Below are 13,898 nucleotides of genomic sequence, written 5' to 3'. Positions count from 1 at the left end.
CCCGTCCGCCGCTAAGATTCAAAAGCAAGCTTTTAAATCTTCGCTCGACTTGCATGTATTAGGCACGCCGCCAGCGTTCGTCCTGAGCCAGGATCAAACTCTCCAATAAAGAGTAAGATTAGCTCTTGTTTAAAACAATTTTAAAACTTACGTTGACGTATGATTTGTTTAGTTTTCAAAGAACAAAAAATGGAGCGGGTGATGGGAATCGAACCCACGACATCAGCTTGGAAGGCTGAGGTTTTACCATTAAACTACACCCGCGATAAAAGTATTATTATTAAGAAGTAACATGGTCGGGAAGACAGGATTCGAACCTGCGACCCCTTGGTCCCAAACCAAGTGCTCTACCAAGCTGAGCTACTCCCCGTAAATAGTATGGCGCGCCCGAAAGGAGTCGAACCCATAACCTTCTGATCCGTAGTCAGACGCTCTATCCAATTGAGCTACGGGCGCATTTATCATATAATTTCCAAAGTTTGGTGCGGCCGAGAGGACTTGAACCTCCACGGGGTTGCCCCCACTAGGCCCTCAACCTAGCGCGTCTGCCATTCCGCCACGACCGCTTTATGAGCGAGATGTTATCATATCATGGTTTGAAACAACAATCAATGGTAATTTTTGGTGCGGGTGAAGGGAGTCGAACCCCCACGCCTTGCGGCGCTAGATCCTAAGTCTAGTGCGTCTGCCAATTCCGCCACACCCGCATAATTTCCAATTTTAAATGGTGAGCCATGAAGGACTCGAACCTTCGACCCTCTGATTAAAAGTCAGATGCTCTACCGACTGAGCTAATGGCTCAAAAAGATGGCTGGGCTAGCTGGATTCGAACCAACGCATGTCGCAGTCAAAGTGCGATGCCTTACCGCTTGGCTATAGCCCAATATTTAATGGCGGTCCCGACGGGAATCGAACCCGCGATCTCCTGCGTGACAGGCAGGCATGTTAACCGCTACACCACGGGACCAAATAAAATTATATAATATTTTCAAAAAAACAAATGACCCATACGGGATTCGAACCCGTGTTACCGCCGTGAAAGGGCGGTGTCTTAACCGCTTGACCAATGGGCCATAATATTATGGCGGAGAAGGAGGGATTTGAACCCTCGCGCCGGTTACCCGACCTACACCCTTAGCAGGGGCGCCTCTTCAGCCTCTTGAGTACTTCCCCATATGGCTCCGCAGGTAGGATTCGAACCTACGACCGCTCGGTTAACAGCCGAGTGCTCTACCACTGAGCTACTGCGGAATAATTTAAAACTAACCCTACATTCAGTACGACTTAGCCGACTGTCCTCATCTCAGGAAGATAAACCAAGTAGCGGCTCGATGAGTACAACTCGCAGAACTTTCATAGATGTTTTGCTCGTTGCTCTACCACTGAGCTACTGCGGAATAACTCATTCTCGTCTTATCGACTCTTCATATTATAAGAAGTTGTTATTTAAAAGTCAAGAATTAATTTCTTTCAGCACCTCTTACCGAAGCGCGGAATAATAATTTAACATGTTTAAAACGACTTGTCAACTTTTCATTTTAATTAATTTCCCTCGACATATACCACACACGTATCTAGTTAAATTGATTGATCTTTTTCTTCTATATAACTGTTTGCATTGACTGCAAGAATAAATATATAACTTGCTACTACTTGTTCTATTTGGTCGATCTGGCAGAGTAGAACAAAACCGAGGGGCACCTACTGCATTCAATAAATTTCTAAAATCAGCATCACGGTGTTTATACCCTTTTCCTTCTTGATGAAGATGATAGTGACATAACTCATGCTTAATAATACCTTCAAGTTCTTCTTGGCCGAGCTGCTCAAAGTATTTTTTATTAATTTCTATATTTCCTGAATGAAGCATGTAACGTCCACCAGTTGTACGCAGTCTGTTATTAAAGAAAGCTTTGTGTCGGAATAGTTTTTTAAAGAATTGTACTGAGAGTTTTTCAACTAAACCTTGCAACTCTTTATCATTCATACAATATCCCACCTTTTGCTTCTTTTTGTGAACATGACAACCTATTATAGCATACATTATATATACCTTTTGAATCCTAAAATGGGAGGTATGATAATGCCTACATGGTTTCAGAATCAAATGCAAAGGGCTTTTTATGAAAAGAATCATTATCAAATAAAATTACTAAACCAATGCTGGTTTTTCTACAGAAAAAAACACTGCTCTTAATCAGCAGTGTTCTTCTTTGTTATTCTGAAGGCGAAAGCATCGTTAATGCAACTCTTCCCTTATTCGTGTCTACCGAATCCACCCATACTGTGACAACATCCCCAACAGAAACTACATCTAAAGGGTGTTTAACAAATTGTCTTTTTAATTTGGAGATATGAACGAGTCCATCTTGTTTTACACCAATATCTACAAAAGCCCCAAAGTCTACTACATTTCGGACTGTACCCTGTAGTTCCATCCCAACTTTTAGGTCTTCAAGTTGGAGAACATCTTTCTTCAATAGCGGCTTCGGCAACTCATCCCTCGGATCTCTTTCCGGCCTCATTAATGCATCTATAATGTCTTTCAAAGTAAGCTCACCAATCCCTAATTCATTAGATGTTGAAAGTATATCTAACTTTGAAAGTTCGTCTCTTAACTGTTCAGTTCCTAAATCGGCGGATGTAAAGCCAAGTTTTTTTAGAAGGCTTTTCACTTCATTATAATTTTCTGGATGGATTCCCGTTCGATCTAATGGCTCCGTACCATCAATAACTCTTAAGAAGCCAATTGCTTGTTCATATGTTTTTGCACCTAGACGAGGAATCTTTTTCAGTTGATCACGTTTTACAAATTTGCCTTCTTCCTCACGCTTCTTCACGATATTATTGGCAACTGCTTTAGATAAACCAGCTACATATTGAAGCAATGATGATGAAGCTGTATTTACATTTACACCCACCTGGTTAACTGCTGTCTCTACAACAAAGGTTAGCGATTCATCTAATCTTTTTTGTGATACATCATGTTGATATTGTCCAACTCCAACCGATTTCGGATCTATTTTTACTAATTCCGCTAATGGATCTTGGAGACGTCGGGCAATAGAAACTGCACTACGCTCCTCAACCTGTAAGTTCGGAAATTCTTCACGAGCAAGATCCGATGCAGAATATACACTTGCACCTGCCTCGTTTACAATCAAATAGAAAATTTCCTCAGGCTGCTCTTTTAAAATATCTACAACAAATTGCTCTGTCTCACGAGAAGCAGTTCCGTTTCCTACCGCAACCATTTCAACATCAAAAGACTTTAAAATACTTTCGATTTTCTCTCTAGCTTCTTTAGCCTTTGAAACTGGGGGATGCGGGTAAATAACATCTATCTTAAGCACTTTCCCCGTTTCATCAACGACTGCAAGCTTACAGCCTGTTCGATATGCCGGGTCTACTCCAAGTACCACTTTCCCCTTTAAAGGTGGTTGAAGAAGTAATTTCCGTAAATTTTCAGAGAAAATATGAATGGCTTGCTCTTCTGCCTTTTCTGTTAGTTCATTTCGAATCTCACGCTCAATAGATGGTTGGATGAGACGCTTATATCCATCTTCTATTGCTGATTGAACATACGAAGAAGTAATTGCTTGAGTATTTTTAATCCATTTTTTTAATAAGTAACTCATAATCATATCTACATTAGGTTTGATTACGACCTTTAATATCGTTTCTTTTTCTCCACGGTTAACAGCTAAAATTCTATGGGGTACTATTTTATTAATAGGCTCTTCATACTCGTAATACATCTCGTACACTTTTTTCTCATCTTTTTCTTTATCTTTTACCAGCGTCTCAATCGATCCCGTTTTAAAAGTTTCTCTCCTAATCCACTTACGACTATCAGCATCGTCAGAGACCATTTCGGCAATTATATCCTTTGCACCATCCATTGCCTCTTCAATACTATTTACCTCTTTTTCATCAGACAAAAACTCTCGGGCCTTCTCCTCTAGCGACCCAGTTGTAGGGAATGTCATCATCCACACAGCTAATGGCTCTAATCCTTTTTCTTTAGCAACAGTCGCTTTTGTTCTTCTCTTCTGCTTATATGGGCGATATAAATCTTCTACTTCTTGCAATTTAACCGCTTTCTTAATATCCCGTTTTAGTTCTTCCGTTAACTTTCCTTGTTCTTCAATTAAGCGAATGACTTCTTCTTTTCGCTGCTCTAGATTTTGTATGTAATTCCATCTTTCCATAATGTTACGTATCTGAACTTCATCTAATGCACCGGTCTGCTCCTTACGGTATCGAGCAATAAACGGCAGAGTATTTCCTTCTTCAAGTAGAGTGATAACACTCTTGACTTGCTTTTCAGTTAAAGATTGTTCAGTAGCGATCATCTTAAATAGTTGATTTTGTTTTTCGACTAATTGCTCCAATAGATAATCCTCCAACTTCATATATGTATTTATATCATTTTAACAAAAATATAGTTGCTATACATAATTTGCTTCTAACAGCTTTATGCAACACCCAAAAATAAAGAGCTGCCAAATGCGACAGCTCTCATAAAAGGTTTCCGATAATAAAAGTAGCATCATCTGCGGAAGACGAATATTTGCTTTTAATTTCTTCCGCAATATTCTCAATGGAACTATATGATTTAAGCAGTCCTTTGACCCCTTGTACGTCAAAACCATCAGAGTAAAGCAGAAACTTTGAACTTGATTCATAAGGAAATCGTTGGGTATTAAACCTTTGGGGCTTTCCGGATAAATAACCGGTTACGGGTAATGGATAGGTGAGTTTCCCCATAGAGGAATAAAGAAAAAATCGAATATTACCGACACAACTATAGATAAATTCATTATTTTTGTAATCAACCTTAAGGATAGCAACAGCTGCTCCTCTCTTTTGAAAAAGAACATCGTTACAACGCGTCATCATAGAATTCACATCTTCATGATGATAATTTTTCACAACTTTTATAACCTCAGACGATGACTCGAACGCATTTGGCCCACTTCCAAGCCCATCAGCTAGTACACATATAAAATAATCCTGATTCTCGGAAAAATAATAATCATCTCCGCATTGTGTCTTTCCCTGCTTTGTTGTTTGATGTGCAATTACTTCAATTCTCTGTTTAGATGAGTTGGTCATGAAAGACACTCCGAGTTATTATTTTCTGCATTGATTGCATCTTGAAGCTTTTTAATGGCTCTTCTTTGCAGTCTAGAAACATGCATTTGAGAGATTCCTAATTTTTCACCAGTCTCTTTCTGACTCAAATTTTCCAAATAAGTATACTGAATAATTTCTCTTTCACGGTCCGTTAAGACATGGAGTACTTTTTCAAGAACAAGCCTTTGATTGACCTTTTCAAAACCAGAGTCTATATTCCCAACGATATCTAATAAAGTGACTGTTCCACCTTCGGAATCAGCTTCAATGGAATGGTCTACAGATAACGCCTGATAACTTTTTCCCATTTCCATTGCTTCTAGAACTTCTTCTTCGGATACTTCTAAAGCTTTTGCTATTTCTTCAACTTTAGGGGACCTTTGTAAAACTGTTGTAAGCTCCTCAACCGTTGTCTTTATTTTAGGACCTATTTCTTTAATCCTTCTGGGAACGTGCACACTCCACGTCTTATCCCTTAAAAAGCGTTTAATTTCACCAACAATCGTAGGCACTGCAAAGGCTTCGAATGTTTTTCCATATGTCGCATCGTACCTTCGAATAGCCCCTAATAATCCTATAATCCCCACTTGAACAATATCCTCATGATAGGATCTACCTTTGGAGTACTTTCGAGCAATTGTTTCAACAAGCCTTTGATAATTTAGAACAAGCTGTTTTTGCGCTTCCTCGTCTTGATGGACTTGGAAAGCCTTAATATATTTATTGATTTCATCTCTTGTTAGCTGATTAGGTTGAGATTCTTTCTGCATTCCTCTCCACCTGCTCCCCTTCTAGGTACTTAGTCATAAAGACCGTAACACCCTCTTTATAATGGACTCTCACTTCATCCATCAATGTTTCAATTAGGTAAAGGCCTAGGCCTCCTTCTCTCAAAATCTCAACGGAGTCATTTTGGTCATAAGGACCCATCTCCTTACGTGCTTTATGAAAATCAAAGCTCTGACCATTATCAGCAACCATCACTTCAATGCGATCGCTAAATAACCCAAACCCTACAATATATTCACCAATCTCATTTATTTTATATGCATGTTGAACAGCATTTGTACACGCTTCACTTGTAGCTATTTTTAAATCTTCTATTTCATCATATGAAAAACCCATTCTACTAGCTATTCCTGATAAAGTTAACCGAATCACCCCTACGTACTCGGGTTTGGCCGGCACCTTCATTTCTATATAGTCAAATGGTTCATTCATTATATTCCACCCTCAATCTGGCTGTTGATATCCATAATATCTGCTAGTCCCGTTATTTCAAATAGTCTTTTCAATCGGTCAGATAACCCTCTAAGTTGGAATTGACCGTTATTAGAACGAATGTTTTTAAATACACCAACGAAAACCCCTAGCCCTGTACTATCCATGTAATTAACATCAGATAGATCAATGATCATGGTAACTGATTCCTTTTCAGTTAGTGGAAAAAGTGTTTCACGCAGTCTCGGAGCAGTATAAGCATCAATTTCTCCGCCAACCTTTACTTCCACCAAACGATTTGTTTCTTTTACATCTATTGAAATATTCATCTACTGACCCACCTTTGACATGTCAATTGGTTTTATCTTTTACCCTGAGAAAATGGTCGTTAAACCTTTCTTCTTAAAATAATTAAAGTAAAATCATCCCTCAATTGAAAATGTTGAAGTTTTTCAAGTTCTTTGTAGATATTGTTCACAATCTCTTGAGCACCTAAGTGACTGTACTTCTTTATATATGAGATTAAGGTTTCTTTTTCAATAAAACCTTCTTCTGTCCTACATTCTGTTACTCCGTCCGACATGAGGATAATCATGTCCCCGACTTTCACTTGTTTCTCATATTGAATATACTTCGTTCTTTTTTCGACACCTAAAAGTAAACCCTTTGCTTCAATTTCTGTAAACGCTTCCGTTTCAGCATCATAAAAGAATCCTGGTTCATGACCAGCCGAAGAAAATGAAAATAAATGATTTTCCTGTTTATACATGCCATAAAACATCGTGATAAACATACTCGGGTCAACGTTTTGCTCGACGACCCGATTTAAGTTCTCTAGCACTTGACTAGGCTCATTACGGTTTTCCGGTAAGCTATCCATCGCATATTTAATCATGGACATACAAAGAGCAGCCGGAATTCCCTTACCAATGACATCAGCTATAGCAATACTGATATTATTGTTTTCATCTTGAACAAAATGAAAGTAATCTCCATTCATATGTTTGGCAGGAACACTGATGGCTCCTATGTCCAAATCATCAACGGATGGAATACGCGTTTCCAGTAGTGTTTGTTGAACATTCGCAGCAATCTCAATTTCTGATCTTAGTTCCTGCTGCATATGCCTTAAACTTTGATGTTCACGGTAGGCAAGTCCATAACCAATCATAACTTCCAATAGAATATCAAAGGAATTCATGACTTCTTCAGGTAGCTCCGGGTACATATCTACAAGAAGCATCTTATGAAGGCTGATAATTTCCTCAGGTGATATATTATTTTCTATTGATTTTCGACTAAACTTCTGCCCTTGATAAAGAGCTTGTTCAGAACGTTCCGATATATAATGTTGCAGTATAGCTCTGTATTTCGATTCCATCATTTCTCGAAAATCCATCATTTCACTTCCTATCGGAGCCATTTAGTAGTCTTTATACTGGTTCCATTTCCAGGTGAAGAATCGATTACAAAATCGTCCATTAATCTCCGAACACCAGGTAATCCTGCCCCCAGTCCACCCGAGGTCGAAAATCCATCTTCCATCACTTGACGAAGATCATTGATTCCAGGTCCACTATCTGTAGCATCAACTTGTAAACCCGCTTTGCCACCCTCAAAGATTTTCTCAATACAAACTTGCCCTTGCCCTGCATATAGATATATATTTCTAGCTAATTCACTAATTGCTGTTGTAATTCGCGCTTGGTCAACCGTACCAAAACCAAGCTCCTTTGCAACGTTACGACCTAATTGTCTTGCTGCAACAATGTCCCATTCATTAATGATTTTAACGCAGGATTGGTTTGTCATTCGATTAATCCCCCAATTCCTGTTGTAATTTCTCCAAGCCTTTTTCTAGATCTAGTGCTGTATGGACATCATCTAAGTTTATTCCTAGTTCAATTAGGGTTATTGCGACAGCAGGTTGGATGCCGGTAATGACAACTTTAGCACCCATTAATTTAGACATATTAATGACATCCCCAAGAACCTTAGCTATAAATGAATCAATAAAATCAATTGAAGTTATATCAATGACAACTCCGTTTGCATTCGTTTCATGAATTTTATGTAGCAAATCTTCCTGAAACTGTAGAGCTGTCTGGTCATCCAATTCCCATTGTATGGAGACTAACAAGCAATCATAAAGCTTTAAAATAGGAATTCTCACTATTCTTCCCTCACTTTCACGATTTTCCTGTTTGTAATCTCCAATGCATCCTCTATCCCTTTCTTCAGTGTATTTTTCGTTGTGAATTGTTGCAGATTAATCCCTAAGTTTACAATCGTTTGGGCAATTTCTGGGCGTATTCCAACTAGCATACACTTTGCTCCAACTAGGCGGACTGCATCCGCAGCTTGAATAATATGATGAGCAACCATCGTATCAACGACCGGTACCCCTGTTATATCTATTAAAACAACTTCAGATCTATGCTTCACAACTCCATTCAGGAGGTTTTCCATAATTTGTTTAGCTCGTTCAGTATCGATAGTACCGACTAAAGGCATAACAGATATACCTTCAAATACTGGTATTAAAGGTGCAGATAGCTCTTGGAGGGCAATTTTTTGTAGGGAGACCGTACGTTCCCAAGTAGTAGAGTACATATTGACAATTTCATTGGACATCGGAGTTAACCAACGATCAAGCTCATAGTATACTTTCATTTGGTCGTCTTTGGAGATGTTTTCGGAACTTTCTATTCCTTCAAACACGATACGTGAAAATAAATGTAAGCCCTCTGTAACAAAACTTAAAGGCCAAGCAAGTCTAACTACCTTTTCAGCAAAATCACTAAGTCTTTCGTTATATTCCTCGGTAGAGTCTCGTAAATTAGAAATGATTAGTTCAATAAACTCTCGGCTTGTCCCCACAAAAACCTGATCAGAGACTACTCGAAGAACTCTTTCATCCGATTTTTCCTTCATTTTTTCAATCCACTTATTTAAGATTTCATCCTCATGACTATGAATGTAGCTGATAATTTTCTTATTCATTTTATCCTCCCCCATGATAGTGCAAAGTGTGTTTTTAATAAGTGTTGAGTGACTTACCATGATTGTTTTATTACAACTCATCTGGGTAAATATCATAATAGCTATCCATTTGCTGTATATCTATATAAACCTTTATATGAGTAAACAACATCAAGGTATACTTAATATAATGATAACAATTATATAGAAACATTTAAAATATTTATGCTTGCATACACGTTTTTAGCACTCGCCTTCTATTATAAAAATCGTAAGGACTCCGCATGATTTATTGGATTGAGGAGCTTGGAATGGCATCACAAAAAATAAGGACGAGTATAATAACTCGCCCTTGCAGAAACACATATGTTATTTTTTGGAATAGGCTATGTAAGGGAAAGAAATTCCCCTATAACATCTGAAAAAATAATATTTTTGATATACCTGTATATACTTATATACCAAATACATATTTTCTGACGTTATAAAAAAACGCCCTTTTTTATGAAAGAGCGTGATTGATTAAAATTCGATGAGACCCAGGCTAATTTGCAAAGCTTCATCCACTTTTTCCATCATTTCGTCATCAAGATGGGTAATTTTATCGGTTAACCGCTGTTTATCAATTGTACGAATTTGTTCCAAGAGAATAACAGAATCCCGTTCGAAACCGTATTTCTTCGCATCAATTTCAACATGAGTAGGCAGCTTAGCTTTTTGAATTTGAGCTGTAATCGCTGCAACAATTACTGTGGGACTAAACCGATTCCCGATGTCGTTTTGTATGACAAGTACTGGACGGACGCCACCTTGTTCTGAGCCAACCACTGGGGATAGGTCTGCAAAATAAACGTCACCACGTTTGACAATCAAAGGATTATCCCCCGCTTACTAAACGTTCGACTGTGTGTTCTGCTTCATATTCTGCTTGGAACGCTTCAGAAGCAATAGTTAAGTTGATTTTCGCCATTTCCATGTAGCCTCTTCTCATGGATTCGCGATTTTGTCTCTTTTTCCGCTCACGCAAGTACATTTTTGTTGCTTGATAAATGAGTTCATTTCTGTTTACATTCTCTTGATTAACAAAACCATCTAATTCGGTTAAAAGATGTTGCGGTAATTTTACCAAGATTTCTGTTGTTGCGCTGGACTCAGACACAAACATACACCTCCACCATCACTACACACCATTTTTATCTCTTCTAAAGTACATATTTCAAAAAGTATGATGCCTAATCGAAAGATAAGTCTTTATTTTTTATAAGAGGTTTATGCTTTTCAATTAAGATTTACTTAATGAAATCCTTCTACCATATTTAATATTAACATCATTCGGGCTTGATGCAAAGACAATTCATTAATTCTTCTGTATTATCAGCCAAAAAAATACCCTTTTATGCATAATTACGCACATCTATTATAAATATGTTCAAATTTTAATAAAATTTGAAGCTTTTTATGAATTCATGCACGAATCATAACTACAATCAGACAAAAGAAACAACATATTTTACGCACAAAACCTAAATAATAGAACCTAATCCCTGCATTAAAATGTAAGAACTGAATTTTTTAATTCAACTGCTCTTCCATCTCGTTTGTATATGCGCGGAACTCGGTCTGAGATGATACATGGAATTTCATAATTAATGGTATCAAGCCGTTGGGCAATTTCATTTACACTTACCTTCTCATCACCTTGTGATCCAATAAGGGTAACGACTGTGCCAACGTCTACTTTAAAAGGGAGTTTAATCATACATTGGTCCATGCATATTCTACCCACAATCGGAACTCTAATACCATTTATTATTACTTCTTGTCCTTGAAGTTTTCGAATCCACCCATCAGCATAGCCAATTGGCAAAGTGCCAATCCACTCATCCTCTTTCGCTTCATAGGTTGCCCCGTAACTAATCGTCTCACCTTTAGATATTTGCTTCACATGAATCAATCTCGAATGCAAGGAGAAAGCTTCTTTCAAAGGAAAGGGTAAATGTGGTTCCATTTCTAAGGATGGCGTTAGTCCGTACATACCAATTCCGAATCTAATCGCATTAAAATGAGCGTTGGCTCCTTTCATGGCTCCTGCACTATTACTCGCATGAATCATTCTAGGCATAGCATCTAGCCAGGATATCATCGTACGGAATCGCTCTAATTGCTGATTATAAAATAGATTATTATTCGGCTCATCTGCTGTGGCGAAATGAGTATACATTCCTTCGATTTTGAACCTAGAGTCCTCCAACATGATGGATTCAAGTGCTTGTAACTCTTTTTTCTCTTTAATTCCGATTCTACCCATCCCAGTATCAAGTTTAATATGGATCGTTACATTGGCATTTTGATTCAGCAGTTTCCTTGCTTTTTCAAGCCAATCTAGCTGAAAGATAGTTAACGTAATTTGGTGTTGAGCAGCTATGTTAACATCTTCAGGTCGGCTAGCTCCCAAAACCAAGATAGGTGCTACAATACCTTTTTGCCGTAACGCAATTGCTTCGTCCATAAAGGCCACCGCTAAGTAAGAAGCTCCCTCTTTAAGAGCGGTCTCAGCAACCTGAACATCCCCATGTCCATATGCATTTGCTTTTACAACAGCCATTAATTCCACATCGTTAGACAGGTACTTTCGCATTTGTTGGACATTCTCTGCAATACAATCCAGGTCTACCTCTACCCATGTATCACGATAAAATAACCCTTGACCATCCAAGTCACATTCACTTCCTTATAGGCCTCTTTTGGAAAAAGAATGTTTCAATCTAAGAAGCAATAATACCAAGAGACATCTAATTAAAATTAAGTTTTACAAAGTCGAGTGTTGAATCAATTTTTTATAATTTTGATTATCAAACTCACACTGCTAACTGTCAAGGGTAACGAATGACTTAAGAAAGTATTATATAATTTTTTCTAAATGCCCGAAAGTGTTTAAGTGAAAAAAGACTTCAAAAATTATCTGGAAATTTATTAGGAGGAGATTAGGAATTTATAAGAACAGTTTTAGATCACTTTTTCTGAAAAGTGTTGATCAACAGTTCGAGCATTCTTACAGCGCCATATAAACTTGAATCCTTCGCTTTCAAGCAAGAAAAAAACAGGCCCCTCTGGAACCTGTTTTTAAAAATTCTATTTCACCATGCTTGCCTGTACTTGTACAGATTTTGCAACGGACACCAATTCTTCTTCCGTTAAGTCATTCGATGCAAGTGTGTAATCAACACCTTGGTAAGACCAAGTGATCGTTTTATCTGTTTTTGCACCAATTGTATAGCCTAAATCAACCGGCTCTCCAACGACAGTTGTTGGTGATGCTGTAGCAGGCGCAACTTTCGATTGCTCTTGTACAAGAGTGAATGATTTCTCACCATCGTAAGTTAAGATGATTCGCTTACCATCTTCCATAGCCATTTCTTTTTCTTCAATTAAGCTTGCACCAGGAATTTCAGCTGTTGGATATTTAACCGTAAATTCTTCATCACCTAAGTCTGCCATAACAGGAACTTCTAATTGAGAACGCGTCATATTTTCAGCCATATCGAAATCAGAAGCATCAAAGCTTGCATCAAATTGTACTTTCGTGAACTCAACCGTTACTAAAGCTTTACGATCTGGATCTAATACTTTCACACTAATAGGAGCTAAATCTTTCTTATTAAGAGTGATTTCTTGGTAAGGAAGCATTTTATTATTTTGATATCTTGTTTTTGTCTCGAACACGTAATGTTCTTTTGTAGAGCTAAACTTAACCTCTTTGTCCTCAATAATATCTTTTACTAAAGACTCATATAGGTAAGCTTGGCTACTGTTTTCTGGCCAATCACTTTGGAAGCGGAAGCTTTTATTAAGAGCAGGTGTTAACACGAACACTCCTTCATCGTTGCGAAGGATCATTTGGCTTTGGTCTTTCTGAGCGTTTTTCAGGTTCACTCGGTAGTAAGTAGGCTCCTTATGCCAAATTTCCACATCGTATGTTTGTGGCTCTGTCCCCATTTGCAATGTCATCGTTGCATTTGCCTTGTACCCTTTTAGACCATCGAGCTTACCGTTTAAGTCACTAACAATGTCTTCCTTTGATTTGGACCCGCAGGCTGACAACACAAGTACAACCATTAGTCCGGCAAGAAGTAGTAAAATATTTTTCTTCATTCCTTCAACCCCTTTTGTCTCATTTCATGTGATTGGCTAACTCCTCCAGTGACTACCCACCTGCCAAGAGCAATACACCTTCGTTACACGAGTGAGGAGAGAGAAAAATAGGAAACACACTAGGGTTGAACCTCTTCTTTGATCCGTCCTACCATTCAAATAAGAGGTTCATCCCATATGGTCTAAGTAACCTAGTCTTGTCTCCCCTATTGCACTATGAATATATGAGACAACCTTTAAGAATATGTCCAAGTAGTTGATGAATTTTAGATTGTATTTTTTTGTTTGGGGTAAAAAAGAGATGGAACATTCTTGTGTTTCTCTTTTATTGAGGGCGTCGTTTACGCATTGAATGTTGTTATTGGCCGAGTGGGCCCTTCTTCAGCCAGCACCACGTTACTTTC

The 13,898-nt window shown here is 38.1% G+C and carries 15 protein-coding genes, 11 tRNA genes and 1 rRNA gene; 1 reads left to right on the top strand and 26 read right to left on the bottom strand.

Translation table 11 applies throughout. The features are described 5' to 3' along the window. The 13 genes from ACFYKX_RS20785 to ACFYKX_RS20725 all read right to left on the bottom strand — a co-directional run. Positions 1 to 109, bottom strand: a 16S ribosomal RNA gene (locus ACFYKX_RS20785); the annotation flags it as partial. A gap of 81 nt (positions 110 to 190) precedes the next feature. Beyond that, positions 191 to 264, bottom strand: a tRNA-Gly gene (locus ACFYKX_RS20780). Positions 265 to 293: 29 nt separating this feature from the next. Continuing rightward, positions 294 to 370, bottom strand: a tRNA-Pro gene (locus ACFYKX_RS20775). Between the two features lie 9 nt (positions 371 to 379). Continuing rightward, positions 380 to 456, bottom strand: a tRNA-Arg gene (locus ACFYKX_RS20770). Positions 457 to 480: 24 nt separating this feature from the next. Then, positions 481 to 566: transfer RNA gene (locus ACFYKX_RS20765), tRNA-Leu, on the bottom strand. A 56-nt stretch (positions 567 to 622) separates the two neighbouring features. Beyond that, a tRNA-Leu gene (locus tag ACFYKX_RS20760) sits at positions 623 to 707 on the bottom strand. 18 nt (positions 708 to 725) lie between these two features. Next, a tRNA-Lys gene (locus ACFYKX_RS20755) sits at positions 726 to 801 on the bottom strand. A 7-nt stretch (positions 802 to 808) separates the two neighbouring features. Next, positions 809 to 883: transfer RNA gene (locus ACFYKX_RS20750), tRNA-Gln, on the bottom strand. Positions 884 to 891: 8 nt separating this feature from the next. Beyond that, positions 892 to 967, bottom strand: a tRNA-Asp gene (locus tag ACFYKX_RS20745). Positions 968 to 1,001: 34 nt separating this feature from the next. Further along, positions 1,002 to 1,073: transfer RNA gene (locus ACFYKX_RS20740), tRNA-Glu, on the bottom strand. Positions 1,074 to 1,082: 9 nt separating this feature from the next. Next, a tRNA-Ser gene (locus ACFYKX_RS20735) sits at positions 1,083 to 1,173 on the bottom strand. A 3-nt stretch (positions 1,174 to 1,176) separates the two neighbouring features. Then, positions 1,177 to 1,251 (bottom strand) — tRNA-Asn (locus ACFYKX_RS20730). 274 nt (positions 1,252 to 1,525) lie between these two features. Further along, a complete protein-coding gene (locus tag ACFYKX_RS20725; RefSeq protein WP_389363219.1) occupies positions 1,526 to 1,987 on the bottom strand; it encodes a SprT family protein in 462 nt (153 codons plus the stop codon). 96 nt (positions 1,988 to 2,083) lie between these two features. On the opposite strand from ACFYKX_RS20725, the gene cmpA reads away from it, so the two are divergent. Next, entirely contained in the window at positions 2,084 to 2,197 is a 114-nt protein-coding gene (cmpA, locus tag ACFYKX_RS20720; protein ID WP_389363217.1) for a cortex morphogenetic protein CmpA, read from the top strand. Between the two features lie 19 nt (positions 2,198 to 2,216). Here the strand turns inward: cmpA and ACFYKX_RS20715 are convergent, their stop codons facing one another. The 13 genes from ACFYKX_RS20715 to ACFYKX_RS20655 form a co-directional block, all read right to left on the bottom strand. Then, positions 2,217 to 4,355: a Tex family protein gene (locus ACFYKX_RS20715; protein WP_389363238.1), complete on the bottom strand. Its 2,139-nt coding sequence runs from the start codon at positions 4,353 to 4,355 to the stop codon at positions 2,217 to 2,219. 166 nt (positions 4,356 to 4,521) lie between these two features. Further along, a complete protein-coding gene (locus ACFYKX_RS20710) occupies positions 4,522 to 5,118 on the bottom strand; it encodes a PP2C family serine/threonine-protein phosphatase (RefSeq protein WP_389363215.1) in 597 nt (198 codons plus the stop codon). After that, positions 5,115 to 5,909 (bottom strand): RNA polymerase sigma factor SigB, encoded by a 795-nt coding sequence (gene sigB, locus ACFYKX_RS20705; protein ID WP_389363213.1) that lies wholly within the window; start codon positions 5,907 to 5,909, stop codon positions 5,115 to 5,117. Before sigB ends, ACFYKX_RS20710 begins: the two co-directional genes overlap by 4 nt. Further along, entirely contained in the window at positions 5,887 to 6,360 is a 474-nt protein-coding gene (gene rsbW, locus ACFYKX_RS20700; protein WP_389363211.1) for an anti-sigma B factor RsbW, read from the bottom strand. The genes sigB and rsbW overlap by 23 nt, the downstream gene beginning before the upstream one ends. Continuing rightward, complete coding sequence (locus tag ACFYKX_RS20695; protein ID WP_389363209.1) at positions 6,360 to 6,689, bottom strand: anti-sigma factor antagonist; 330 nt, start codon at positions 6,687 to 6,689, stop codon at positions 6,360 to 6,362. The genes rsbW and ACFYKX_RS20695 overlap by 1 nt, the downstream gene beginning before the upstream one ends. A gap of 59 nt (positions 6,690 to 6,748) precedes the next feature. Continuing rightward, on the bottom strand, positions 6,749 to 7,759 hold the full coding sequence (locus ACFYKX_RS20690) for a PP2C family protein-serine/threonine phosphatase (protein ID WP_389363236.1): 1,011 nt from the start codon (positions 7,757 to 7,759) through the stop codon (positions 6,749 to 6,751). A gap of 11 nt (positions 7,760 to 7,770) precedes the next feature. After that, complete coding sequence (locus tag ACFYKX_RS20685) at positions 7,771 to 8,172, bottom strand: anti-sigma regulatory factor (protein WP_389363207.1); 402 nt, start codon at positions 8,170 to 8,172, stop codon at positions 7,771 to 7,773. 4 nt (positions 8,173 to 8,176) lie between these two features. After that, positions 8,177 to 8,533, bottom strand: coding sequence for an STAS domain-containing protein (locus ACFYKX_RS20680; protein WP_389363205.1), 357 nt, complete (start codon positions 8,531 to 8,533; stop codon positions 8,177 to 8,179). Further along, positions 8,533 to 9,363, bottom strand: a complete 831-nt coding sequence (locus ACFYKX_RS20675) for an RsbT co-antagonist protein RsbRA (protein WP_389363203.1) — start codon at positions 9,361 to 9,363, stop codon at positions 8,533 to 8,535. Before ACFYKX_RS20675 ends, ACFYKX_RS20680 begins: the two co-directional genes overlap by 1 nt. Positions 9,364 to 9,864: 501 nt before the next feature. Then, the gene (gene ndoA, locus ACFYKX_RS20670; RefSeq protein ID WP_389363202.1) at positions 9,865 to 10,215 is read right to left on the bottom strand and encodes a type II toxin-antitoxin system endoribonuclease NdoA; all 351 of its coding nucleotides are present in this window, start codon (positions 10,213 to 10,215) and stop codon (positions 9,865 to 9,867) included. A gap of 4 nt (positions 10,216 to 10,219) precedes the next feature. Next, positions 10,220 to 10,501, bottom strand: a complete 282-nt coding sequence (locus tag ACFYKX_RS20665; protein ID WP_389363200.1) for a CopG family ribbon-helix-helix protein — start codon at positions 10,499 to 10,501, stop codon at positions 10,220 to 10,222. Between the two features lie 390 nt (positions 10,502 to 10,891). Beyond that, positions 10,892 to 12,058 (bottom strand): alanine racemase, encoded by a 1,167-nt coding sequence (gene alr / locus ACFYKX_RS20660; protein ID WP_389363198.1) that lies wholly within the window; start codon positions 12,056 to 12,058, stop codon positions 10,892 to 10,894. Positions 12,059 to 12,474: 416 nt separating this feature from the next. Continuing rightward, positions 12,475 to 13,494 carry a LolA family protein gene (locus ACFYKX_RS20655; protein WP_389363196.1) on the bottom strand — a complete coding sequence of 340 codons (1,020 nt, stop codon included), beginning with the start codon at positions 13,492 to 13,494 and terminating at the stop codon, positions 12,475 to 12,477. Positions 13,495 to 13,898: the final 404 nt, after the last annotated feature.

This window comes from Cytobacillus spartinae (genome assembly GCF_042865285.1).
GTDB lineage: Bacteria > Bacillota > Bacilli > Bacillales > Cytobacillaceae > Robertmurraya_A > Robertmurraya_A spartinae.
The sequence above is the reverse complement of the archived record's forward strand: the minus strand, read 5'-3'. Positions and strand labels throughout refer to the sequence as shown.

Excerpts from the sequence above, each read along its gene's own strand:
- ACFYKX_RS20695 (WP_389363209.1), bottom strand. The coding sequence starts at position 6,689 with ATGAATATTTCAATAGATGTAAAAGAAACAAATCGTTTGGTGGAAGTA.
- ACFYKX_RS20725 (WP_389363219.1), bottom strand. The coding sequence starts at position 1,987 with ATGAATGATAAAGAGTTGCAAGGTTTAGTTGAAAAACTCTCAGTACAA.
- sigB (WP_389363213.1), bottom strand. The coding sequence starts at position 5,909 with ATGCAGAAAGAATCTCAACCTAATCAGCTAACAAGAGATGAAATCAAT.
- rsbW (WP_389363211.1), bottom strand. The coding sequence starts at position 6,360 with ATGAATGAACCATTTGACTATATAGAAATGAAGGTGCCGGCCAAACCC.
- ACFYKX_RS20690 (WP_389363236.1), bottom strand. The coding sequence starts at position 7,759 with ATGGATTTTCGAGAAATGATGGAATCGAAATACAGAGCTATACTGCAA.
- cmpA (WP_389363217.1), top strand. The coding sequence starts at position 2,084 with ATGCCTACATGGTTTCAGAATCAAATGCAAAGGGCTTTTTATGAAAAG.
- ACFYKX_RS20715 (WP_389363238.1), bottom strand. The coding sequence starts at position 4,355 with ATGATCGCTACTGAACAATCTTTAACTGAAAAGCAAGTCAAGAGTGTT.
- ACFYKX_RS20710 (WP_389363215.1), bottom strand. The coding sequence starts at position 5,118 with ATGACCAACTCATCTAAACAGAGAATTGAAGTAATTGCACATCAAACA.
- ACFYKX_RS20685 (WP_389363207.1), bottom strand. The coding sequence starts at position 8,172 with ATGACAAACCAATCCTGCGTTAAAATCATTAATGAATGGGACATTGTT.
- ACFYKX_RS20655 (WP_389363196.1), bottom strand. The coding sequence starts at position 13,494 with ATGAAGAAAAATATTTTACTACTTCTTGCCGGACTAATGGTTGTACTT.
- ACFYKX_RS20675 (WP_389363203.1), bottom strand. The coding sequence starts at position 9,363 with ATGAATAAGAAAATTATCAGCTACATTCATAGTCATGAGGATGAAATC.